Source organism: Candidimonas sp. SYP-B2681, from assembly GCF_003971065.1.
In the GTDB taxonomy this organism is placed as follows: Bacteria; Pseudomonadota; Gammaproteobacteria; order Burkholderiales; family Burkholderiaceae_B; genus Pollutimonas.
The window spans coordinates 397,160-421,547 of sequence record NZ_RYDV01000001.1; the positions used below are offsets into that span (position 1 = coordinate 397,160).

General features: G+C 55.0%; 20 protein-coding genes. 10 read left to right on the forward strand and 10 right to left on the reverse strand.

Annotation, left to right across the window (positions count from 1 at the left end; genetic code table 11):
- Positions 1–18: 18 nt before the first annotated feature.
- The 7 genes from EKL30_RS01945 (at position 19) to EKL30_RS01975 (ending at position 5,720) form a co-directional block, all read left to right on the forward strand.
- The gene (locus EKL30_RS01945; protein ID WP_126705497.1) at positions 19–1,230 is read left to right on the forward strand and encodes an IscS subfamily cysteine desulfurase; all 1,212 of its coding nucleotides are present in this window, start codon (positions 19–21) and stop codon (positions 1,228–1,230) included.
- 20 nt (positions 1,231–1,250) lie between these two features.
- On the forward strand, positions 1,251–1,634 hold the full coding sequence (gene iscU / locus EKL30_RS01950) for a Fe-S cluster assembly scaffold IscU (RefSeq protein WP_126705498.1): 384 nt from the start codon (positions 1,251–1,253) through the stop codon (positions 1,632–1,634).
- A gap of 2 nt (positions 1,635–1,636) precedes the next feature.
- Positions 1,637–1,960 carry an iron-sulfur cluster assembly protein IscA gene (iscA, locus tag EKL30_RS01955; protein WP_126705499.1) on the forward strand — a complete coding sequence of 108 codons (324 nt, stop codon included), beginning with the start codon at positions 1,637–1,639 and terminating at the stop codon, positions 1,958–1,960.
- 1 nt (position 1,961) lies between these two features.
- A complete protein-coding gene (hscB, locus tag EKL30_RS01960) occupies positions 1,962–2,495 on the forward strand; it encodes a Fe-S protein assembly co-chaperone HscB (protein WP_126705500.1) in 534 nt (177 codons plus the stop codon).
- 2 nt (positions 2,496–2,497) lie between these two features.
- Positions 2,498–4,357 carry a Fe-S protein assembly chaperone HscA gene (gene hscA, locus EKL30_RS01965; RefSeq protein WP_126705501.1) on the forward strand — a complete coding sequence of 620 codons (1,860 nt, stop codon included), beginning with the start codon at positions 2,498–2,500 and terminating at the stop codon, positions 4,355–4,357.
- A 77-nt stretch (positions 4,358–4,434) separates the two neighbouring features.
- Positions 4,435–4,776 carry an ISC system 2Fe-2S type ferredoxin gene (gene fdx, locus EKL30_RS01970; protein ID WP_126705502.1) on the forward strand — a complete coding sequence of 114 codons (342 nt, stop codon included), beginning with the start codon at positions 4,435–4,437 and terminating at the stop codon, positions 4,774–4,776.
- Between the two features lie 62 nt (positions 4,777–4,838).
- Positions 4,839–5,720: a methylglyoxal synthase gene (locus tag EKL30_RS01975; RefSeq protein WP_126705503.1), complete on the forward strand. Its 882-nt coding sequence runs from the start codon at positions 4,839–4,841 to the stop codon at positions 5,718–5,720.
- 6 nt (positions 5,721–5,726) lie between these two features.
- Here EKL30_RS01975 and lysS read toward each other — a convergent pair whose 3' ends face one another.
- The 9 genes from lysS to EKL30_RS02020 all read right to left on the reverse strand — a co-directional run bounded on the left by lysS (position 5,727) and on the right by EKL30_RS02020 (position 15,908).
- Positions 5,727–7,247: a lysine--tRNA ligase gene (gene lysS / locus EKL30_RS01980; RefSeq protein ID WP_126705504.1), complete on the reverse strand. Its 1,521-nt coding sequence runs from the start codon at positions 7,245–7,247 to the stop codon at positions 5,727–5,729.
- A gap of 11 nt (positions 7,248–7,258) precedes the next feature.
- Positions 7,259–8,008: an SDR family oxidoreductase gene (locus EKL30_RS01985; protein WP_126705505.1), complete on the reverse strand. Its 750-nt coding sequence runs from the start codon at positions 8,006–8,008 to the stop codon at positions 7,259–7,261.
- A gap of 1 nt (position 8,009) precedes the next feature.
- Positions 8,010–9,114, reverse strand: a protein-coding gene (gene prfB, locus EKL30_RS01990) for a peptide chain release factor 2 (protein WP_126705506.1) whose coding sequence is annotated in 2 segments (ribosomal slippage) — positions 8,010–9,032 and positions 9,034–9,114 — 1,104 coding nt in all. Because the reading frame shifts where the segments join, the coding sequence is not laid out codon by codon here.
- A gap of 92 nt (positions 9,115–9,206) precedes the next feature.
- Positions 9,207–10,082, reverse strand: coding sequence for a carbohydrate ABC transporter permease (locus tag EKL30_RS01995; protein ID WP_126705507.1), 876 nt, complete (start codon positions 10,080–10,082; stop codon positions 9,207–9,209).
- The gene (locus tag EKL30_RS02000; protein ID WP_126705508.1) at positions 10,079–10,978 is read right to left on the reverse strand and encodes a carbohydrate ABC transporter permease; all 900 of its coding nucleotides are present in this window, start codon (positions 10,976–10,978) and stop codon (positions 10,079–10,081) included. Before EKL30_RS02000 ends, EKL30_RS01995 begins: the two co-directional genes overlap by 4 nt.
- Positions 10,979–11,067: 89 nt before the next feature.
- Positions 11,068–12,384: an ABC transporter substrate-binding protein gene (locus tag EKL30_RS02005; RefSeq protein ID WP_126705509.1), complete on the reverse strand. Its 1,317-nt coding sequence runs from the start codon at positions 12,382–12,384 to the stop codon at positions 11,068–11,070.
- Between the two features lie 75 nt (positions 12,385–12,459).
- Complete coding sequence (locus tag EKL30_RS02010) at positions 12,460–13,545, reverse strand: ABC transporter ATP-binding protein (RefSeq protein ID WP_126705510.1); 1,086 nt, start codon at positions 13,543–13,545, stop codon at positions 12,460–12,462.
- Between the two features lie 25 nt (positions 13,546–13,570).
- A complete protein-coding gene (locus tag EKL30_RS02015; protein WP_126705511.1) occupies positions 13,571–14,170 on the reverse strand; it encodes an NAD(P)-dependent oxidoreductase in 600 nt (199 codons plus the stop codon).
- 10 nt (positions 14,171–14,180) lie between these two features.
- Positions 14,181–15,908 carry an IlvD/Edd family dehydratase gene (locus tag EKL30_RS02020; protein ID WP_126705512.1) on the reverse strand — a complete coding sequence of 576 codons (1,728 nt, stop codon included), beginning with the start codon at positions 15,906–15,908 and terminating at the stop codon, positions 14,181–14,183.
- A 790-nt stretch (positions 15,909–16,698) separates the two neighbouring features.
- On the opposite strand from EKL30_RS02020, the gene EKL30_RS02025 reads away from it, so the two are divergent.
- The gene (locus EKL30_RS02025) at positions 16,699–17,460 is read left to right on the forward strand and encodes an SDR family NAD(P)-dependent oxidoreductase (protein ID WP_370246217.1); all 762 of its coding nucleotides are present in this window, start codon (positions 16,699–16,701) and stop codon (positions 17,458–17,460) included.
- A 283-nt stretch (positions 17,461–17,743) separates the two neighbouring features.
- On the opposite strand, the gene EKL30_RS02030 is transcribed toward EKL30_RS02025, so the two are convergent.
- On the reverse strand, positions 17,744–19,435 hold the full coding sequence (locus EKL30_RS02030) for a methyl-accepting chemotaxis protein (protein WP_126705514.1): 1,692 nt from the start codon (positions 19,433–19,435) through the stop codon (positions 17,744–17,746).
- 230 nt (positions 19,436–19,665) lie between these two features.
- Here EKL30_RS02030 and EKL30_RS02035 point away from each other — a divergent pair, with 230 nt between their 5' ends.
- Positions 19,666–20,922 carry a DNA repair exonuclease gene (locus EKL30_RS02035; protein WP_126705515.1) on the forward strand — a complete coding sequence of 419 codons (1,257 nt, stop codon included), beginning with the start codon at positions 19,666–19,668 and terminating at the stop codon, positions 20,920–20,922.
- 4 nt (positions 20,923–20,926) lie between these two features.
- On the forward strand, positions 20,927–24,382 hold the full coding sequence (locus EKL30_RS02040; RefSeq protein WP_126705516.1) for a YhaN family protein: 3,456 nt from the start codon (positions 20,927–20,929) through the stop codon (positions 24,380–24,382).
- The last annotated feature ends 6 nt before the right edge of the window (positions 24,383–24,388 follow it).

Genomic DNA, 24,388 nt, shown 5'->3' on the forward strand with positions numbered 1-24,388 from the left:
TACAGGAGTTTTTTTTCGATGTCTTCACGTCCAGTTTATTTCGACTATTCTGCCACTACACCAGTAGATCCGCGGGTGGTCGAGAAAATGGTGCCTTGGTTATACGAAAATTTCGGTAATCCGGCGTCCCGCAGTCATTCTTACGGTTGGGATGCCGAAGAAGCCGTCGAGGCAGCTCGTGGGCAAGTCGCACAACTCGTTAACGCCGATCCTCGAGAAATCGTCTGGACGTCAGGCGCGACCGAATCGAATAACTTGGCTATCAAGGGTGCGGCCGGTTTTTATTCCGGCCGTGGCAAGCATATTGTGACCGTGAAAACCGAGCACAAAGCTGTGCTCGACACCTGCCGCGAACTGGAGCGTCAAGGATTCGAAGTTACTTACCTCGACGTGCAGGATAACGGCCTACTTGATCTGGATGCGTTCACTGCGGCATTAAGGCCCGATACAATCCTGGCGTCCGTTATGTTTGTCAATAACGAGATTGGCGTCGTTCAAGACATCGCTGCTATCGGAGACATCTGCCGCGAAAAAGGCATCATATTCCACGTGGACGCCGCCCAGGCAACGGGAAAGGTCGTTATCGATCTTCAGGCGCTTAAGGTCGACCTGATGTCGTTCTCGGCACATAAGACCTATGGTCCCAAAGGGATTGGTGCCCTGTATATCCGTCGTAAACCTCGTATCCGCCTTGAAGCGCAAATGCATGGCGGCGGTCACGAGCGTGGCTTCCGCTCTGGTACGCTGGCTACCCATCAAATAGTCGGCATGGGCGAAGCATTTCGCCTGGCTGGGCTGGAGATGCCGACCGAGAACGAGCGCATACGCATGTTGCGTGATCGTCTATGGGACGGTCTCTCGAAAATCGAAGAGGTTTATCTGAACGGCGATGTAGGCCGCCGGGTAGCGCATAACCTGAATGTCAGCTTCAACTATGTCGAGGGCGAATCGTTGATCATGGCCATCAAGGAACTCGCGGTATCCAGTGGTTCAGCATGCACGTCAGCCAGCCTCGAGCCATCTTACGTGCTGCGCGCTCTGGGCCGCAACGACGAGCTCGCACACAGCTCCATTCGTTTTACGCTGGGGCGATTCACCACCCAGGAAGAGGTCGACTTTGCGATCGACCTGCTAGCCAAGCGGGTAGGCAAGCTGCGCGATATGTCGCCTTTGTGGGAAATGGCCCAGGAAGGGATTGATTTGAATACGGTTCAATGGGCCGCACACTAAAGTAAAGGACAGTAGGCACTATGGCTTATAGCGATAAAGTACTCGACCACTACGAGAATCCGCGCAATGTAGGTACGTTTGACAAGTCGGATACGACGGTAGGCACCGGGATGGTCGGGGCACCGGCCTGTGGCGACGTGATGAAGTTGCAGATCAAGGTGAACGAATCGGGTATCATCGAAGATGCACGCTTCAAAACCTATGGATGCGGTTCTGCCATTGCTTCAAGTTCACTCGTCACCGAGTGGGTCAAGGGCAAGACGCTCGACCAGGCAATGGATATCCGCAACACACAGATCGCCGAAGAACTCGCGCTGCCGCCAGTCAAGATCCACTGTTCCATTCTGGCCGAGGATGCCATCAAGGCGGCAGTCCAGAATTACAAGGAAAAGCACCAGGACTAATCATGGGAATTACGCTTACACAACAAGCGGCTGACCATATCAGCCGCTATATCGAGAAACGCGGCAAAGGCCTGGGCTTGCGCCTGGGTGTGCGTACGACAGGTTGCTCGGGCATGGCATACAAGCTCGAGTACGTCGACGAGCCTAATCCTGAAGACCAAATTTTCGAACAGTTGGGAGTCAAAGTTTTCATTGATCCTAAAAGTCTTCCCTATCTCGAAGGCACGCATCTGGATTATGCCCGTGAAGGGCTGAACGAAGGATTCAAATTCTCGAACCCCAACGAAAAGGCTACTTGCGGTTGCGGCGAGTCTTTCACGGTGTAATGTGGCGGGCGAAGATTATTTTGAACTGTTCGGACTGCCCCGGCAGTACTCGCTGGATCACTCATCGCTAGAAAGCACTTGGCGGCTTCTTGCTGCCAAGGTCCATCCCGACCGCTACGTCAATTCCCAGCCTGCCGAGAAACGCGTCGTCATGCAATGGGCTTCTACGATCAACGAAGCCTATCGCGTTCTTAAATCGCCGTTAATCCGCGCGCAATATTTATGCGAACTGGCAGGTTGCGATTTACAAACCGAAAGCAACACTCGCATGGACGCCGGCTTTTTGATGCGGCAAATTCATTGGCGCGAACAGCTGGACGATGCACGTGACGCTAACTCTTTAGTAATGATGGCGCAGATCGAAGCCGATATTGTCGCTGCCCAATCTATGTACACACAGAAAATGGCGGTGCTGATCGACGAGCAGCGCGATTACGAACAGGCTGCAGCACAGGTGCGGGAGTGGATGTTTATCGACAAACTCACTCGCGAAGTCCAAAGCGTGCGCCACGAACTTTCCGACCGTCAAAGTTAAATATGGCTTTACTCCAAATTTCCGAACCGGGCGAGTCACCGGTTCCTCACCAACGTAAGCTCGCTGTCGGTATCGACTTGGGCACGACGCATTCGCTTGTGGCCGCAGTGCGTAACAGCATTCCTCAAGTCCTGTGCGACGAGGCAGGCCGCATTCTGCTGCCGTCGGTGGTTCGCTATCTCGCAGCCGGCGACATAGCGGTCGGACACGACGCCATAACGCATCAGTCCAGCGACTCGGTGAATACTATCGCTTCGGTGAAACGGCTGATGGGCCGATCGCTGGACGAGGCAACGCGTGAAGGCGTGTCGTATGATTTTTCTTCCGAGCCTGGCATGGTCAGGTTGGAAACCGTGCAAGGTGCATTCAGCCCGGTAGAAGTGTCCAGCCAGATTCTAAAAGCACTGCGGTCCCGTGCCGAGCAGGCGCTTGGCGGCGAGCTCGTTGGCGTTGTGCTTACGGTGCCGGCGTATTTCGACGATGCCCAACGCCAGGCGACTCGCGATGCGGCGCGTCTGGCGGGCCTCAATGTACTGCGCTTGCTGAACGAGCCCACCGCAGCCGCAATAGCCTATGGTCTTGATCATGGCGCCGAAGGTATTTACGCCGTATATGATCTTGGCGGAGGGACCTTTGATGTTTCTATATTGCGTTTAAGCCAAGGGGTATTTGAAGTCATCTCAACAGGCGGAGACACCAATCTAGGAGGCGATGATTTTGACGCCATTATCGTGTCACGGATGCTTCAAGTCTCCGGCCTCGCTCCAAAAGGAAAAAGCAGCCAGCGCGCGTTGTTGGTAGCCGCTCGTCAAGCGCGTGAAGCCTTGACGCAACACCAACAAGCTCGTTTCCAGGTGCAGCTGCCAGAACTTGGCAGCATCGACATTGTCGTTACACGGACAGAGTTCGAAGGCTGGGTCGAACCACTGATCAAACGCAGCCTGGAAAGGGCGCGAAGCGCCATGCGCGATGCGGGTCTTGAATTCTCTCAGGTAAACGGCGTCGTCCTGGTGGGTGGAGCCACACGAATGCCCGTCGTTCAAAATGCGGTGGCGGCTTTGTTTGGTTCGGTGCCGCTTATCGATCTGGATCCGGATCAGGTCGTAGCGTTGGGCGCTGCATCGCAGGCCAATTTGCTTGTGGGTAACCGGCAGGCGGGTGACGACTGGCTATTGCTCGACGTCACTCCATTATCCTTAGGCCTGGAAACCATGGGTGGCATCGTTGAGCGCGTAATTCCGCGCAATAGCACCATACCGGTAGCGCGCGCGCAAGAATTTACGACCTTCAAAGATGGCCAATCGGCCATGAGCATACATGTCGTGCAGGGCGAACGAGAGCTTGTGTCCGACTGCCGATCGCTTGCCCGTTTCGAATTGCGCGGCATTCCTCCCATGGTGGCTGGCGCGGCGCGCATAAAAGTTACCTTTCAGGTTGATGCGGATGGGCTGCTCAATGTGTCAGCTCGCGAGGAAAGCACGGGTATCGAGTCGGCGATATCGGTCAAGCCTTCGTACGGGCTAACAGATGACGAAGTCGCGCAGATGCTGACCGACGGCATGAGTAACGCTGATAGCGACGCGAAGGCTCGCGCCATGCGCGAAGAGGAGGTCTCGATGACCCAATTGTCCGATTCGGTTCAGGCTGCGCTGGCGGCGGATGCGGATTTGCTCTCGGAGCATGAGTTGGCTGTCATCACCCAATGCCTGACCGATGCAGCCGAAGCCAGCTCGTGTGGCGATATCGATATCTTGCGCAGGTCAGTCCACAACTTGAGCAAGGCAACCGAGTCCTTTGCCGCCCGTCGTATGGATCGCAGCATACGCGCCGCACTAGCGGGACGGTCGGTAAACGAAATATAGCCATCATTGCTGTATGGCGGACCGGCCATCCAACGTTGCCGGCGCCAAATAGCCTTTTAAGAATTCTGAAACAGATCATGCCAAAAATAATTGTATTGCCGCATCCGGACGTATGTCCGCAGGGTGTGGTTATTGAAGACGCGCCGGTTGGTATATCGATTTGCCGGGTACTGCTTGATAACGATATCGGAATTGAGCACGCTTGCGAGCTATCGTGCGCCTGCACAACTTGCCATGTCATTATTCGCGATGGCTTCGAGGCGCTGGAAGAGGCCAGCGATAACGAAGAAGACTATCTCGATAGGGCTTGGGGCCTGGCGCCCACTTCGCGCCTCTCGTGTCAGGCGATGGTCGCTGAAGCGGATCTGACCATCGAAATTCCAAAATACACCTTAAACCACGCGAAGGAAGGCCACTAAGGCTTTCGCGGATGAAATGCTCGGGTATAGTTAGTGATCCTTGGATTCTTTCTGTAACGAGCATGATTGAACATACTTTACGTTTTGGCTTGGCCGCGAATCGTCTGCATCACGAAACCTACGGAGCGGCGGTATTCAAATGGCTTGAACAATCAGCCGCCGGCATACGCGAACTGGGTGTCGAACTACATACGGTGGGGCGCACTTACGACGCGATCGAGCGCTCCGGATTGCTCGAGGGCCACAATGGACTGGTGCGTTATCCCTATGGCAGGGAAGGCGGTCTCATGAAGCTGGTCGCCCGTGTTACCCAGGGGCGCGACGGCACCGCCCCATTTGATGGCGCCATCTATCTTATCGATCCGGTCGATCCCTCGTCGATTTTTCCTGAAGCGTTGGCGTTGAAACGGCAATGTATTACCCATGGCAGACCCTTTATTTCGACGCTCATGGGCGCTATCGAGTGGATCGAGGTAGAACGTGCCGCTGCGGGATTGCAAGCTGATCGGGCTTTGGATCATATTTTTGATTTTTCAAAGCAGACCCTGGCGCTCATTGCGCACGATGCCCTTAAAGACGAAATGGTGCAGTTTGCCGCGGCGCATTTCGATTTGCTTTCGCGTTTTTCCGAACGGATAGGAACCGGCACAACCAGCGGCCGCTTGAACGAACTGGCCTGGTCACGCGGCTGGCCAAAAGATGAGCCATGGGTGCAGGCGTATTTGAGCGGGCCGCTAGGTGGCGACGCGCAAATTGCGGAACGAGTTCTTGAACAACGCTGCCAACGGGTGATTTTCTTCGAAGATCCCCATGTTGCGCGCCAGCACGAAGCCGATATTCAATTGCTTGAAAGGGCAGTGCGTGTGGTTTCGGATAAGGCGTGTTGCATAGCATCGCCTGCGGTCGCGCATAAGTGGGCGACCGCAGTTGCGGGTTTAGCGTAGGGCTTACTAATCTTCGCGGCGCAGATGAGGAAACAGGATCACATCGCGAATACTGGCGCTGTCGGTCAGGAGCATCACCAAACGGTCGATCCCGATGCCGCAGCCGCCAGTCGGAGGCATGCCATATTCCAGGGCGCGAATATAGTCGGCGTCGTAGAACATGGCTTCTTCGTCGCCCGCATCTTTTGCTTCAACCTGAGCAAGAAAGCGCGCTGCCTGGTCTTCCGGATCGTTCAATTCCGAGAACCCGTTGGCAATTTCGCGGCCTGTCATGAAAAGCTCGAAGCGCTCGGTGACGCCTTCCTGGGTATCGGACGCGCGCGCCAGGGGTGAAACCTCAATCGGATAGTCGACAATATAGGTTGGGTGCCACAGTTTGGCTTCGGCGGTCTCTTCGAACAGCGCCAGTTGTAGGCCTCCGATACCGGCACGAGACAATACCGCGCCGTTGATATCGGCTCCGAGGCGTTTGAGCTCCGAGCGCAGGAAGCTGTCGTCGCATAACTTTTCCTCGGTGTAGCCCGTTGCGTACTTCAAGATCGCCTCGACGATGGTCAGGCGATCAAATGGCTGGCTCAGGTCCAGCGTCTTTTCCTGATAGGTCAATACCGCGCTACCTGTAGAGGCGATTGCTGCTTCGCGGATCAGGGCCTCCGTAAAATCCATGAGCCAGCGGTAATCGGTGTAGGCCGCGTAGAACTCCATCATGGTGAATTCGGGGTTATGACGCGGACTTACCCCTTCATTACGAAAATTGCGGTTCACTTCGAATACACGATCGAATCCGCCCACGACCAAACGCTTGAGGTACAGTTCAGGCGCAATGCGCAGAAACATTTCCATGTCCAGGGCATTGTGGTGAGTGACGAACGGCTTTGCGGCCGCACCCCCCGGTATCGGGTGCAGCATGGGGGTTTCGACTTCCAGGAAGCCGGCGTTCAGCATGAACTGACGAATACTGCCGACGGCCTTGCTGCGAGCCACAAAGGTGCGGCGCGTCTCTTCTGTCATGATGAGATCGACGTACCGCTGGCGGTAGCGCAATTCTTGATCGGCCACGCCGTGAAATTTATCAGGCAATGGACGCAGCGATTTCGTCAGCAAACGCGCGGTAGTCGCATGCACCGAAAGTTCGCCCTTATTGGTTTTAAATACCGTGCCTTCGACCCCAATGATATCGCCGATATCCCAGGTTTTGAACTGCGCGTAGAGGTCTTCGCCTACGTTGTTTTTATCGAGAAAAATTTGAATGCGGCCGGTGCTGTCCTGCATTGTGGCGAAGCTGGCCTTGCCCATGACGCGCTTAAGCATCATGCGTCCTGCAATTTTGACGTGCTTGGCAACTTCTGCCAATGCCTCTTTGTCGAGATCGTCGTAATCGTTATGAAGTTCGGCAGCGGCGCTGTCGGGGCGGAAATCGTTCGGGTAAGCTACGCCGGTGTCGCGCAGTTTGTCCAGTTTGCCTCGGCGTTCGGCAATCAGATGATTCTCGTCGAGGGCAACGATGGAGGGCGTAGGTTCGTTCATGGTATTTCGTTTTAAGCGTAATTTCGAATGTCGTCGAGCACAGTAGCGCCGAAGTCGTCTTGTGAGATGTAGCGCAGTATTTTCGCAGCGACAGCCGTCGGGGAAGACAGTTGACTGTGCTCATGCATGGCTGCGAAGCGTTCTACATCGGGAAAATTGCTGGCGTCGCTGCGGCGGATCAGTTCTTGCATACCTGTGTCGATAACGCCGGGAGCGAGCGATGCAACGCGTACGCCGTGATTCTCGGCGTTCAGCACCTGAGTATAGTGATCCAGCGCCGCTTTCGTGGCACAGTACACGCCCCAACCAGGGGTCGGATTGCGGCCCGCGCCCGAAGATATGTTAAGAATTCGGCGGTCTGTGACGCCGTGAGTAGCACGTAAAAAAGCGGCAGTCAGTGTTATGACGCTGGTGACATTCAGATTGAATGCACGAGCAGTGGCGGCTGCATCAATAAGATCGACCGCCTGGTTGATGGGCTCAACGGTACCTGCATTATTGATCAGCAGATATCGCTTAGCCGAAGGCGGCAGGCTGGCGCTAATTTGGTCGGCGGCCATCTGTGCGGCATCAGGGTCGGAAAGATCAGCCTGTATCTGATGCAGCGGGCAGCCCGATTCCTTGGCTTGTGCAGCCAGCCCAGTATCGTGGCTGCGAGCCACCGTGATCAATTGCGTGTCTTGCCGCAAAAGCTCCAGAGCCAAGGCATGACCCAAGCCGCGGGACGCGCCTGTCACAATAGCAACGTTCGATACTTCCATTTTAAACCCCTTGCTTCAGACTGGCCTGTATGAATGGGTCCAGGTCTCCGTCCAACACTTTCTGAGTGTTCGAGATTTCCACATTAGTACGCAGATCTTTGATGCGGCTTTGATCGAGCACATAGGAGCGGATTTGATGACCCCAGCCCACATCGGTCTTGGAGTCTTCCATTTTTTGCTGCTCTGCCATGCGATTGCGCATTTCGAGTTCGTACAGGCGTGACTTGAGCATCTGCATGGCTTCGGCCCGATTGCGGTGCTGCGAGCGGTCATTTTGACATTGCACCACAATACCGGTTGGAATGTGCGTCAAGCGCACGGCCGAATCGGTTTTGTTGATGTGCTGCCCGCCGGCTCCGCTGGCGCGGTAGGTATCGACACGCAGGTCGGCAGGATTCACGTCGATTTCTATCGAATCGTCGATTTCAGGGTAGACAAAAACACTGGCAAACGACGTGTGGCGGCCATTGGCTGAATCGAAAGGGCTTTTACGTACCAGCCGATGGACCCCAGTTTCGGTGCGCAGAAAGCCGAAGGCATAATCGCCTTGAATCTTGATGGTTGCAGATTTGATCCCCGCAACTTCACCATCGGATTCTTCAAGCACTTCGGCTTTGAAATCTTTGCGTTCGCAATAGCGTAAATACTGACGCAACAAGATGGACGCCCAGTCTTGCGCTTCGGTGCCGCCAGCGCCTGCCTGGATGTCCATGAAGCAATTGAGTGGGTCCGCGGGGTTCGAGAACATGCGCCGAAATTCAAGATCTTCCAGTCGCTTTCCTATGGCTTCGAGGTCGTGTTCGATGGCGAGCAAGGTATCGTCATCGTCGTCATCGGCGGCCAATTCGAAAAGCTCCTGGGCCTCGCTCACACCTTTTGCTATCTCGCTAAGGGTTTGGACAGTGGTTTCAAGGCTTTTTTTCTCGCGGCCCAATTCCTGTGCGTGTTTCGGGTCGTTCCAGACCTCTGCGCTTTCCAGTTCGGCGTTTACGACTTGCAGGCGTTCAAACTTGGCATCGTAGTCAAAGATACCTCCGTAGTGCCAACTGCCGTTCGGCGTAGTCTTCAAGGCACGCGGCGAGCAGGTTTTGACGTTCGGCTTCCATAAATATTCCTGAATAGGTTGGGCACGGATGTGCCGCGATTCTTAATCTAACCGAATATTTTACCCTGTACGAGTCAGGGGAAGCCGTCGAGCTTATTCTTTCACCGCGCCTGTCATTCCGGAGACGTAATATTCCACAAAAAACGAATAGACAATGGCGACCGGAAGCGAACCCACCAGTGCCCCCGCCATCAGCGCGCCCCAGTGGTAGACGTCGCCTTCAATCAGTTCCGTAACGATGCCCACGGGCACGGTTTTGGCTTCGGTAGACGAAATGAAGGTGAGGGCGTAAATAAATTCGTTCCAGGAAAGAGTGAAGGCAAAAATGCCAGCCGAAATAAGCCCTGGCACTGAAAGGGGCAGGATTATCTTTATAAGGATTTCCCAGCGCGTTGCTCCGTCAATCAGGGCGCATTCCTCGAGCTCGTAAGGTATAGACCGAAAGTAGCCCATTAAAAGCCACGTGCTGAAAGGTATTAGAAAAGTGGGGTACGTAAGAATCAGTGCCGTACGTGTGTCGAATAAGCCCAACTGGAATACGATTGCGGCCAGCGGAATGAACAAGATGGACGGGGGTACCAGATAGGCGAAAAATATTCCTAGTCCGACTTGTTTGGACCCCTGAAAGCGCAGCCGTTCAATAGCATAGGCAGCGAAAACACTTGCGGCCAGTGAGATGAAGGTGGCCACCGTAGATATCAGTACAGAGTTCCAGAGCCATCCAGGAAAAGGCGTATCAAAAAACAATTTCTTGAAGTGCTTAAGCGTAGGGCCGAGCACCCAGAACGGATTCCCTGAACTGAGAACCATTTCTTCATCGGGCTTGAATGCCGTAATGGCCATCCAGTAGAACGGGAATAATAATACGAACACGAAGATTGCCAGCGGAATGTAGACCGTCACCCACCGCTGGGGGATGGACTGGAGGTATTCCATCCCGTGTTTTTCATGCTTTTGGTCGTCCTTCATTTGTCGCCTCCTTGTTGCCATGCTCGGCGTTGAAGGCCGAAATACGAAAACATGATGGCGGCCAACAAAAATGGCACCATCATTATGGCCAGTGCGGCGCCCTCGCCCAATGAGCCGCCCGGAATGGCGCGTTGGAACGACAGGGTGGTCATTAGATGGGTGGCGTTAAGCGGACCGCCTCGAGTGAGCACGTAAATAAGTTGGAAATCGGTGAACGTAAACAGGACGGAAAACGTCATGACTACCGCGATGATGGGCGTCAACAAGGGCAGGGTGACATATCGGAACTGTTGCCACGGCGTAACCCCATCGATCGATGCCGCCTCGTACAGCGCAGGAGAAATTGTCTGCAGGCCGGCAAGGAGCGTGATGGCAACAAAGGGTATGCCGCGCCAGATATTGGCGAAAACGGTCGAGAACCTGGCCAACCAAGGATCGCCGAGAAAATCGATATAGGTATCTATCACACCCCACTTGACCAGCACCCAGCTGATAATTGAAAACTGAGCGTCGTATATCCACCAGAAGGCAAGTGCGGACAGGGCGGTGGGCACGATCCAGGGCAACAGGACGACAGAGCGGAAAAACGACTTGAATGGAAGATTCTTGTTCAATAAAAGGGCCAGCCATAGGCCTAGTGCAAATTTAAAAATGCTGGCAACTGCCGTGTAGAAAATGGTGTTGAACAAGGCTAGTCGAGCAACGGAATCGCCGGACAGATATATATAGTTCTCCAATCCGACCCACGCGCCTTCGCGGCCTATCTTGGCATCGGTGAAGCCGAGCCATACCCCCAGCCCCAAGGGGTAGGTTAAGAACACCAGCAGCAAGATGGCGGTGGGCAGCATGAACATCAGCCCCAACCAGTTTCTGTTATTCAATAAACGGGAGAGCATAATCATCCTTGACAAGATTCTTTGTGGCGATGGCCTGAGAAGCGGTCCATCGCCACAGCAAGAAGCCCATGGCATGCTGCAAGAAAGCTTTAGGTCTTGTAATACCGCTTGGCGCGTTCGGCAGCTTGGGCGGCAGCTTCTTTGGGCGTTTTCGAGCCGCTTGCCGCAGCAGCTATCATGTCCAGCACAACATAGTCGGCCATGACTGCCGCCGAAGCGGTTCCCAAAGGTCCTGCATGGCCGTTGTCCAGCATCAGGGATGCCGCATCGCGATACACGGTATGTTTAGGATCTTCCGTCCAGATCGGGTTGGCCTCGTAAGCCTTCAACGACTGACTGACATAGCCAATGGCGGCTTGCATCCAGGGGTTGTACTGGTCGGCCTCCATCATGAATTGCAGATATGCCTTGGCAGCATTCGGGTATTTGGAATGCCGGAACAGCATCATCTGCGTAATCTGCATCAGTTCGGTGGGTTTGCCGATGGGGCCTATCGGCAAATGCGCGTGCTGTATGTCTTTTGCCATGGCCTGCCATTTGGGGTCGGTCGAGTTCTTGGCAGAGTAGTACACCGAAATGCCATTGGCTGTCATGCTGATCTGGCCGTCAAGGAAAGCCTTGTTATTCGAGGGGTCCTGCCATGACAAGGTGCCGGGCACAAAGGTCTTGTATAGTTCCTGGGCGTATTCAAGCGCAGCCCAGGTCTCCGGCGAATTGATGATGACATTCCCCTTTTCATCGGCCATCATTCCGCCATGCGACCAAAGCAGCCAATGAGCCCAGTTGTTGCCGTCGCCGACCGCCTTGCCCAACGCAAATCCCACGGGCGTGCCTTTCGCTTTCAATGCCTGGCATAGCTTCAGGAAACCGGCAGTGTCCTTGGGAACGGAGTCAAAGCCAGCGGCTTTTACCTGGCTCTCCCGATATACCAGGGCATTGCCGACAACTCCCAACGGCAGGGCTATCCATTTGTCGCCGCGCATGCCGTATTTCTTGCAGACGTCGTACCAGCCACCATATTTCTTATCAAGGTAATTGGCGAGTTCGGACAGGTCGACCAGCTTATCGGGGTACTGGTGGGGATCATCGAACCAACCGATGATAATGTCGGGTCCACTGCCAATATTGGCAGCGACGGCTGCTTTGGGTCGAACATCTTCCCAACCCTCCGAGTCGACTCTTACTTCTATACCGGTTTTCTCGGTAAATTTTTTAGTGTTGGCGTTCCATAGATCTTCGTCGCCCTGGACAAACCGTTTCCATCGTAGAACGCGCAGCTTTGCGCCTTCCTCGGGTTTGTAGACCAGGTCCGCTGGGGTAGCCGCTACTGCTTTTCCCCCCATGGCCGATGCAGCGGCAATGCTTGCCGTAGACACCAGGAAATCGCGTCTTGTCAGTTTTGTCATGTCATCCACTCCTTTGGTTATTGGGAGAATGTCCCGTGCAGCTACCTCTACATTGTCCAGCCCCCTTTCTTGGTATTACGCATGGGTCAGCGCCTTGCCGGACTGCGCGTCAAACAAATGGGTGCGGTCCGGATTCGGGACCAAACTTAGTATGTCGCCTGCGGCAAAATCGTGGCGCTCGCGAAAGATCGAGATAATGTCGATGTTGGAGAAACGGGAATGGACCTCGGTATTGGCTCCGGTGGGCTCGACCACCGTGACAACCGATCGCAGTCCGGGTTCTCCCGTGCTGATGGTGAGGTGTTCCGGCCGCACACCATATACGACCTTAAGGCCATCAGCCTGTGCCGCGGTGGCGCTTCTGGGGACTGGCAGGCATGTGCCGTCGGCGAATTCGATCTGGGCGCCGTCAGGATGGTTTCGATATGTTCCCGGAATGAAGTTCATGGCTGGCGATCCGATGAATCCCGCAACAAACAAATTAGCCGGGTGGTCGTAGATGGCCAGCGGTTTGCCATGTTGCTCGACGATACCGTCATGCATCACGACTATCTGGTCAGCCATGGTCATGGCTTCGATCTGATCATGTGTTACGTAAACCGAGGTGGTACGTAGCCGCTGGTGCAGCTCTTTGATTTCCGCACGCATCTGGACTCTGAGCTTTGCGTCAAGATTAGACAGCGGCTCGTCGAAGAGGAAAACCTGCGGATCGCGCACAATGGCGCGTCCCATGGCGACGCGCTGCCGCTGACCACCTGAAAGCTGGCGCGGATATCTTTGGAGCAGGGAACCGAGGCCGAGCACTTCGGACGCCTTGTCGACTCGCTGTTTGATGAGCACTTTGTCGGACTTGGCCAATATCAGAGAAAAGGCCATATTGTCATAGACGGTCATATGGGGATACAGAGCGTAGTTCTGGAATACCATTGCGATATCACGCTCTTTGGGCTGTACATCGTTGACGACCCTGCCGCCGATCAGTACCTGTCCCTCTGTGATTTGCTCCAGGCCGGCGATCATGCGTAGCAAGGTTGATTTGCCACATCCCGATGGGCCAACCAGCACCGCAAATTCGCCATCCTCGATATCGATGTTGACCCCCCGGATGACCTGGGTACTTCCAAAGTATTTCTGTACGTCACGAATCTGCACTGATGCCATGCTTCATCCTTTGATTGCTTTATAGTTATCGGTCTTCGATTTGCTGCCTTCCTTCAACCACGACATAAGTTGGAACACCACGATTGGCCCAGTGGATCAAGTTTTGTGCAGCTTTACGCCTTAGCTCTTTTTGCGCGACGGTCGAATAAAATGCGGCGTGGGGCGATAGCAGTACCTGGGGATGCTGCACCACGCGCGATTGCGCAGAAGGGGGCTCGTCGGGTAGCACGTCGAGGGCCGCAGCATCAAGGTGACCGTCGTTCAGAGTGTCAGGCAAGGCTTCGATGTCGACTACGGGGCCACGTGACGTATTGACTAGCACGCTGCCCGGTTTCTTCAGACTTGGCATTTTTTTGTTGGTAATGCTTGCTCTTTCTGGATGTAGGGAGGAATGCAGCGAGATGGCGTCGGCCTGTTTGAAGAGTTCGTGAAGGTTGACGCGTTCGACATCGGCGGGGAAGACGCTTGCGTACTGCAACAGCAAGGCTTGACAGCCTGCAGAGGTGGCAATACCTTCATTTGAATTGCGGCACTGCACCGTAGCGACTTCGACTTCCGCATCGCGATACAGGGGTTTTTCCTGCTCGCTGTCCTGGAAATCATAATGCGTGATCAGGATTTTCATGACATTACGTTTAGTGGTTGTCTTTTGGGACAGCAGCGCCGCTTTTGCCGACTAGGAAGTCGAGGTCGGCTCCCAAATTCGCCTGCTGGACATGGTCGAAATAGAGCTTCACCCAACCGCGTGTCATGGGGGATTCGGGCGGTTGCCATGCGGACCTTCGTTCGGCGAGTTCTGTTTCGTCAACATGCAGATGGAGTCTGCGCTGTTGGACATCAAGTTCGATGATGTCGCCGTCTTGCACCAAAGCCAACGGGCCGCCCGCCGCGGCTTCGGGGGCTATGTGCAATACCACCGTACCGTAGGCGGTTCCGCTCATGCGCGCATCCGAAATTCGCACCATATCGGTAATTCCTTTACGTAATACCTTGGGCGGCAACGGCATATTGCCGGCTTCGGCCATGCCTGGATAGCCTTTTGGGCCACAGTTTTTCAGCACGAGAATGCAGTTTTCATCGACGTCCAGGGCTTCATCATCAAGTCGTCGATGCATATGTTCGCTGTCTTCGAAAACAACGGCGCGCCCTTTGTGCTTGAGTAGGGCAGGCGTTGCCGCAGACGGCTTTATCACGGCGCCGTCCGGGCACAGATTGCCTCGTAATACCGCGATACCGGCGTTCGCCTTGAAGGGTATGGAGTAGGCGTGTATGACTTCACGGTTCCAGTTCGGAGCGTCTTTATTGTTTTCCCACAGCGTTTTTCCATTGACGGTCAGCGCACTGGGGTCGATCACTGCCTGGAGTTCGCGGATGACAGCGGGCAGCCCGCCCGCGTAGTAAAAATCCTCCATTAAATGTTTGCCCGACGGCTGCAAGTTGAGCAGGCAGGGTAAATCGTGGCCTAGTGCGTCCCAGTCTTCGAGTGAAAGTTTGACGCCGATGCGGCCGGCAACGGCCAGCAGGTGGATTACCGCATTGGTCGATCCCCCAATGGCGGCGTTGACGCGAATGGCGTTTTCGAAAGCGGCCCGTGTCAGTACTTTTGACATGATCAGATCTTCCTTGACCATATCGACGATGCGTCGGCCCGATGCCCGGGCTAGCACATTGCGACGCGCATCGACGGCCGGTATGGCGGCATTACCCGGCAGGCTCATGCCCAGAGCTTCCACCATGCTGGCCATGGTGGAAGCCGTGCCCATTGTCATGCAGTGTCCGTGCGAACGATGCATGCAACTCTCGGCTTCGAAAAAATCTTCTTGCGTCATTTGACCCGCACGCACTTCTTCGGACATTTTCCATACGTCGGTACCAGAGCCAAGTTCGCCTCCGCGGAACTTGCCGCTAAGCATAGGACCGCCCGATACACCTATCGTCGGAAGATCGCATGAGGCGGCCCCCATTAGCAAAGAAGGGGTGGTTTTATCGCAGCCCATAAGCAATACGACGCCATCTATAGGGTTGCCGCGTATCGATTCCTCGACATCCATGCTGGCCAGATTACGAAACAGCATGGCTGTCGGGCGCAAGAGCGTTTCCCCCAACGACATGACGGGGAATTCAAGGGGAAAGCCGCCGGACTCCCACACGCCTATTTTGACTTGTTCGGCCAGGGTTCGGAAGTGCGAATTACAAGGTGTGAGTTCAGAAAAGGTGTTGCAGATGCCGATAACTGGGCGGCCATCGAACTGGTCGTGTGGAATCCCCCTGTTCTTCAACCATGATCGGTAAATGAACCCGTCGCGATCGTGTCGCCCGAACCAGGCCTGACTACGACGGACGGTGTGTTTTTTGTCGCTCATTTCCTCTCCTTTGGGTATTGTCATTCGTATTTTTTTGTTTGTGCTACATCTTTGGTCCTGGAATCCATGAACGAAAAAGATTCAGTGGGCGGATGAATGGGGTGCACATCGGTGCAAAAGGCATAGCCCCGTTCAAAAGCGTCCATCGCAAGGTTATGCAAATGGAGGTGATCCGTGGGGGCATTATCTGGAGTGAAAACCCGATGAACTGGCTATAGAGGCGTGCGGGAGCGCCAGTCGGGATAGCGGGGTTAGCGATTTTATGGCCGGCAGGAATAGCTGCGCACGAGACAATGCATTGAAAGGAAGGGGATGTTCCGGCCCTAATTTCACGCACGTAGATGAGGAGGTCGTCGTAGGGGTTAAGGCGCAGCGCAGCAGCAGAGGGATGGCGCTTGCCAATGGGTTCGATCGCTATCGGAAGTTCTTGCGCCACCTTTCCCCCCTGATCATTGGTCTTGCGGGTTTCGGTCTATGGGCAGTCTAGTTCACGTCTAAAAATAGGTAAAGTGGTATTAGCACTGAAAATTCTAAGGATCTGCCTTAGCGTTAATCAGGGGCGGAAGAACTAGCGACGTACGGGTCGGGATCTGTGGTAGCGGAGGCCGGAATCCGTGTTGACAAGGATTGGCGGCTATGGAAATCTACATGCACGGGTCAGGCCAATTTACCAAAGCTGCCCGGCAAACTGATGGGACGCTATATTCAAAAATCCATCTATCGTTGATCCGGCATTAGCCACGAATTAGCACCCGTAAATCAAAAAGAAGAAACCACTTCGAGGAGAGAGCTGGTGGCGGAACATAATCATTACGACTTTTCGGGACGACATGCCGTGGTAACCGGAGGCGCCGCGGGTATCGGTTTGGCCATTGCGCATCGGTTGACTGAGGGCGGAGCCAAGGTCAGCCTGTGGGACCGCAATGCAGCAATGCTAGAGGAATCCGCAAAATACTTCGACGCGAACATGCTGCAGTCCTTGGTTGTCGATGTGAGTCAAGAGGCTTCGGTTGCCGCGGCGACCGAAGCTACCATACGAACATTCGGCGCCATCGACGTACTGGTAACCAGTGCCGGAATTACGGGACCTAATACTACCGTGTGGGAATATCCCGTTTCCGAATGGGACCAGGTAATGAGCATCAATCTGCGCGGCCCATTCCTGTGTTGCCGGGCAATTGTTCCACAGATGCGGGAAAAAGGTTACGGCCGGATCGTCAATATTGCATCGATTGCCGGTAAAGAAGGCAATCCTAACGCGTCGGCCTATAGCGCTTCGAAAGCCGGGGTTATCGCACTAACCAAATCCTTGGGAAAAGAACTCTCACAAACGGGCATTAATGTAAATTGCGTCACACCCGCTGCGGTGCGCACCGGCATGTTCGCGCAAATGACGCAACAGCATATTGACTTCATGCTGTCAAAAATTCCGATGGGCCGTTTTGGCACACCACAGGAAATTGCTGCGATGGTGGCCTGGCTTTGTTCCGAGGAGTGCTCCTTCTCGACCGGCGCCGTATTCGATATTTCCGGCGGGCGGGCAAGCTACTAAAGACCAACGCCGACAAGGGTGTGGTCCGATGGTCTCTTTACGAGCCAGATGGGGCACGGGGAAGCCGTCGGCGGTAGGCGGGCGCCGCGGGCTTCCGAAGGGAGGGCGGGGGGCTGTCGGTGGGCGCTGTCTGACCGGAGACCTGCGTAGCAGGACGCAGGGAGTTTGCCCACCGCCCGCCTGGACGAGGAAGGCGCGGAAACAAGCCCGCCGTGCCGACTGCTTCCCCGTGCCCCCTCTGGCGCCTTAAATACCGATGGACTTCGGTAAGTGGCACCTTATCCTAATGAAACGCCGGCTGGAAATCATGCAGGCCCGCGTCGTTCCTGGACCGGGCTTCGCCGACTTGCATATGGACCGTTTCATTATTAACAATACGCAGGGTGAAGCGCTCCAGGCTTGCAGTAAGTTCGTCGGCCTGATCTTGCTGCATAAGCGTGGCTTTCGTGGCCTCTTGGACTTGGGCCAGGTTTTGCTGGGTTATGGTGTCCAAATGGCTGACAGCCAAAGTAACCTGCTCGATTCCACTGGCCTGTTGGCGAGAAGCGTCAGCAATTTTATTCATGATCCCTTGAACTTGCTGCACGGACTGTACGATTTCGCTGATCGCACTGCCCGTCATATCAACGAGCTTGGCTCCCGTATCCATTTGCGATACCGAGCGCGTGATCAGCCCCTCAATTTCTTTTGAAGCTTCAGCCGAACGCAAAGCCAGACCGCGTACTTCCGCTGCTACGACCGCAAATCCTTTACCTTCAGCACCGGCACGAGCGGCCTCTACCGCAGCGTTGAGGGCAAGGATATTCGTCTGGAACGCAATGGAATTGATCAGGGCCGTGATGTCCGCGACTTTGCGCGAGCTCTGCCGGATTTCGTTCATGGTATCCATGGCATTCTTAACCGTGGCACTCCCGCGGGTGGCGCATTCGGCGGCGTTTACCACCAGCTGCTTTGCGTGCTCGGCGTTGCCGGCGTTTTCCCTGACGGTGCTGCTTAGTTCTCCCATGGCTGCTGCGGTCTCTTGGAGGTTGGCAGCCTGCTCGTCGCTACGATCCGATAGGTGTAAATTTGCAGCAGATATATGATGGGCTGCTGCTGCGATATGCAAGGCGCGATCGCGGACGTTGCCCACCGTTTTGTGTAAGCCGACGCCGATGCCATTCAACGCCTCTAACAGCTTTCCTAATTCATCACGCCGTATAACGGGTACTGAGGCGCTAAGGTCCCCAGCGGCAAGGCGTTGAGCAAGGTGGACACTTTGATCCAGGGGGCGCTTGATGGTTTTGTACAGCGCCCACAGGGCCAGGGCACTGCATATCAATAGTAGGATGATGGCCGATATTGCTATGCGGTACCCCATTTTACTGGCCACACCCGCTTCGCGGATCGCTTGCGCAAAGCGGTTGGCCTGCATGGTGTTGAATTCGTCTATGCTGCTGGCAATACCATTTGCCGCGGCCGTGTATTGCTGACCGAAAATCATGACTTTGGCCATTAATGCATTGGGCAAAGCGACCTTCACGCCGCCATGCCCATCGTCAAACTGGCCACTCGCCGTGCTGATCGCCTCTATTTCGGTCTTTCCCAATTCGATGCTCTGTGCATGAGCCGACTCCAATTTTGCCATCTCGTCGACTGTGAAACCAAGCCGCCTGAAACGTTCTACCATAGGCTCTTGGATGCCGTGTTCGTCCGTGGCCCGACCGTGCAGGATCGCGGCTCGGTGCAGATACGCTTCCTGGAACTCAGGCTGTTCCGTCGACACGAAAGCCATGACATCTCGCATCATCGCCTGAATAAGGTTTTTGTATTCTGTTGCCAATGCTGTAGCCGCATAGCGCCGCGTTTCGATTTCTTTTAAATTATTCGTGCTGCGGTTAAGGTTGTAGAGGGCAGTAAGAACCAGTATCGAAAGCAGGCTTAGCGTCAGCAGGAAAAAAATGAAGTTTTTTTTCAATGTAAAGAAATTCGTCATGAACTGCCTGTCAAAATCATGTTGTTGCTTATTGTGCCGGGGCGTGGCAAGGAGGTGCCAGGCCGGTCACTATCCTGCGACGCCGATTATTGCATTGCATCATTGCACGTATATGACAGCCATTCGTGCAGAGCTACCTGACATGATCGGGTAAGCTTCACACTGCCAATACGCCGCGAAACTAGCCGGAATCTCGTCACCCTTCGCGACAGATACATAAGGAATACCACGTGAAATTTATCCATACGGCGGATATCCACCTTGATAGCCCGCTTACGGGCCTGAGCGCCTATGCCGACGCTCCGGTGGAAATGCTTCGTACCGCCACTCGCGACGCGTTCAGCAATCTGATCGGCCTGGCTATTGATGAAGAAGTCGACTTTATGGTGATAGCCGGCGATCTCTATGATGGCAACTGGAAAGATCACAACACGGGCCTTTATTTTGCAAAAGAAATGGGGCGCATGAAAAAGGCTGGGATTCCGGTGTATCTGCTGTATGGCAATCACGATGCGCAGAGCGAGATGACTAAGAAGTTGCTCCTGCCCGATAACGTTTACTTGTTCGACAGCCGCTCTCCTACGACGTTTCGCCTGAATCATCTGGGTGTCGCATTGCATGGCCGTAGCTTCAAGGATGCTGCCACCGTCGAAAATCTTGCTGCGGCATATCCTGACCCGGTTCCCGGCATGGTAAACATAGGGGTGTTACATACCGCCCTTGAAGGCAACGCGGCACATGCCAACTATGCGCCCTGCAGTCTTGCTGAATTGCACGCCAAGGGATATCAATACTGGGCCTTAGGTCATGTTCACGAGTATCAGATGTGGCGGGGCGATTCTGTTGTGGTATTTCCAGGTAATCTGCAGGGCCGCCACATACGTGAAACGGGGCCCCGGGGCGCAGTACTGGTCACATACAATGCCGCCGGCGAAATGGAGGTAGAGCGCATCTATGTCGACGTTCTGCGTTGGCACCGTCTCGAGGTGGACGTCTCTGCCTGCCGCAGCTTTGTCGAGGCGGCCAGGACCATCGGCGCTGCGCTGGAACGTTTGCTGGTCACTGAAAAAACCACCATACCGTTGGCGGTCAGGGTGGTTGTCAATGGCAAAACGCCGGCGCATGGCGAACTTTTTGGCATGGAGGCGCAGTTGCGCCTTGAAGTCCTGGCATCGATTGCGGCACTGGGCAACGAAAGACTATGGCTAGAAAAGGTCAGGTTGCACACGACGCCTGTTGAAGATGGACAAGCGCTACGCCTGCGGGCCGACGCGCTGGCTGATTTATACGAGCTACTTCAGGGCGCCGAAAACGACCTGGACTTCACCGAAAGTTTACGCAACGAGCTTGCGGGGCTTGTTGGCAAGGCGCCGCCTGAGCTCAAGTCCCAGGTAGCGTTTTTTGACGATATAAAGGACGGCAATCTTACAGAGTTACTGCGAGCAATCCGGCCGTCCTTGATTGCCCATTTGGCTAAGGCAGAGTAACGGCATGCGATTTAATCGATTGGACCTGGTTCGTTATGGCAAGTTTACTGACCGTCGTATCGAGTTTCCGGACGCCCGCTGCGATTTTCACATGGTCGTCGGCCCAAACGAAGCGGGAAAATCCACCTTGCGGCAGGCTTTTTTTGATTTGCTGTTTGGTTTTCATGCCCGTACACCGCTAGATTTTCTTCACGCAAAAAGCGAGCTCAGGATCGCGGCTGCGATCAAGCATGACGCCGGTACCCTAGAGTTCCAGCGCGTCAAGGGAAACAAGAATACGTTGCGCGCGGCGGACGACACACCCTTACCCGACACCTTGCTTGAGAACATTTTAGGCACTACCAGCAGTGAGTTTTTCGACAAAATGTTTGGCCTGGACCATCCCCGCCTGGTACAAGGCGGGAACGATATGCTCAAGGCACAGGACGATGTCGGCCAGGTGTTATTTCAAGCCGCTGCAGGGGTGGCTGGCTTGGGTAAGGTCTATGAAGCCTTGCAAGCCGAAGCATCGTCTCTCTGGGCCCCAAAAAAATCGCGGGATCGTCTTTGGTATTCAGCCCAAGCGCAGCTCGACGAGGCTAATGCCGCTTTGAAAGCCGCTACTGTCCGTACCCGCGAATGGTCTGAAGCGAATGAACGGGTGCAGGACTTGCAAGACGCAGCCCACGCAGAGCGCGAACGGCACCAGACTCTACTTATTCGGCGAACGCAACTCGAAAGGGTGCGCCGTCTGGCGCCCAGCCTGACCTCGCTCATCGAATACGAGCGGGCGTTGAATGAGCTCGGCGCGGTCATTGAGCTTCCCGCGGACGCGGGTGCCATTCTTGCGTCGGCCGAACTCGAGCTGGCCAAAACAGAGCAAAGGTTGGCGACGCATGGGGTGGAAGCCGCGCGGCTCGACAATGTGCTGGCGGGAATAAGCTTCGATCGAGCGATACTTGATGCACGCTCGGAAATCGAAAACCTTGAAGTGCTGCGGCATCGGTATGGCGCACATGCCCAGAATATCCAACGTTATGAAGGCGAGGTAGAGGCGCTGTGGAAAGATGCGGTTGATGCCGCAACGCAGTTGGGCTGGCCGTCTGATCTGGTCGGCCTGCAGGAGCGCCTTCCGTCGGCGCCTTGTCGCAGGCATGTCGAACAGCTGCTACATGAACACAGCAGTGTGGTGCAGGCTTTGGAATCTTCCCAAAGAGCCGTGCAGGCCAGGCAAGCAGAGATCGACACGCTAAGCGCCCGGCTGGCGAACCTTTCCGTATTGGACATTACGCCAGCATTGCGTGCGGCGCTGCACGACGCCATGACGCTCGGCGAGCCCGAAGCGGCCATTCGAAAGGCGGACGAGAACGTCTCTGCGGCACAAGAGGAGCTGGACCGAGCCATGCAAGCAATGGGTAGCGGGTTTACAGACCTGTCCCATCTCGCTGCTGTGCAAGCCCCGAGTTCCCAGACCGTGGCTGGGCTTGTCAGTCAGCGTCTTGAACTGCTATCGGACTTGAAAACGGCCAATGCCCGGTATGTGGAAATCGAAAATATCGTGCAAGAACGTGAACTGGCGATACGTCAGTATCGCCAAATGCATCATCCGATTACCAAGGAAGATGTATGGCTGGCTCGACAACAACGCAACGACTCCTGGCAGGCTCTACGTAATGGTGATGTGGCGCTGGCGGTGGGCGGCCCACCGTTCCAACAACACATGCAGTACGCTGATGAGGTGGCCGATGCGCGGCTCGATAACGTCCAAGAGGCAGCCGAGCTGCAGAGTCGGCAGCATCAGCTTGAAAGTGAATTGCTCAAGCGCGAGCATGCCGAGAAGCAATGCCAGGCTCTCAATGCCAAATTGCGAAGGTTCGATGAAAACTGGTCTGGAACCTGCCGGGATTTGGGGCTTCCTGAAATGCCGGTGAACCAACTCGCTGACTGGCTGACCCAAAAGGATAGCGCACTGGATGCCGCTTATAGGCTGACGGCGGCAAGTCAAGAACTGGAAACGGTTCTGGCAAGGCAGTCAGAGATTCGGACCTCGCTGCGTGGGGCACTGATGGCCACCGGCTTATCGGTAGGGGAGGCCAGCAGTATCTCTGTCTTGCGCATCCAGGCAAACGATTACGTAGGTGCATCGGAAACCGGTAAGGCGCGCCGCGACGCCTTAACCGATCAATTGGCCGAAGCACGGTCGATGTTGCTTAACCTGCAGCAAACTACGAACGCCGCGCTCTCCAATATGGAACAGTGGCAGCAAGACTGGTCGACGGCACTGCGTAAAGCGGGCCTGCCTGACGATAGTCAGGTAGCCTCGGCGGAAAGTGCGTTGTCGCTAATGGAGCTTATTTCTGTCAAGCTACAGCAAATACGACAGCGACGTGTCGAGCATATCGATGTCATGCGAAATGAGCTAAGTGTCTTCGCCGATTCGGCAGAGAGGCTGGCGTCGTTGCTCGCTGCAACAGAACGGGGCGGTGATCCGGTTCAAATCAGTCGTAATCTGAATGCGCGCCTGACAGCGGCGCGCCAAGCGCAAGAGTATGCGGCAAGTGTCGGGCAGGAGCTGGACCATATCCGTCAACAGATACGTGAGGCACAAGACGCGATTCTGCTTGCCGGGGCAAGCGTAAGACCATTGTTGGAGCAGTCGGGATCGCCCGATAAGGAAAGCTTGCGTAAAGCCATAAGCCGCTCCGACCGCTACCGCAGCCTTGTTGAAATAATATCGGCCACCGTAGCCAGATTGCTCGAGTTGGGTGATGGCTACACACGTGAACAGATCCAGGCTGAAATTGAAGCGACCGATTTAACGCAGCTTGCCGCCGAAATGGAAACGCTGAATGCCGATATTACGCTTGCCGCGAGCGAGCAGACGCGATTAGCCGTTGAACTCGCAGCGGCTGTTCGGGATTTCGACGCAATCAGCGGCACCGACGTGGCAGCAAGAGCCGAGGCCAAGCGCCAGGAAGCATTGGCTCAAATGGCGAATGCGGCCGAACGATATATCAAAGTGTACACAGCGGCGCGTTTGTTACGCTGGTCGATCGATCGCTATCGCGAGCAGAAACAGGGCCCCATGCTGTCCCGCGCCGGTGAGATTTTTTCCCAACTTACCGAGGGATCGTTCGAGCGGCTGGCGGTGGACTTCGACCGCGAACCCATGGTGCTGGAGGGCGTGCGCAGCAATGGTTCTCGCGTCGCAATTGCAGGCCTGAGCGATGGTACGCGAGATCAATTGTATTTGGCGTTACGCCTCGCCGCGCTCGACTTGCACCTACAGAAGGCAAAGCCCTTGCCGTTTATTGCAGACGACTTATTCATTAATTATGACGATGCGAGGGCCAGGGCTGGTCTGCAGGCTTTAGCAACGCTTTCACAACATACGCAGGTGATTTTCTTGAGTCATCATGATCATTTGGTCGACACCGCAAAAAGCGTCTTTGGCAAGGATATGAATATTGTCTTGCTGTGATGTCGC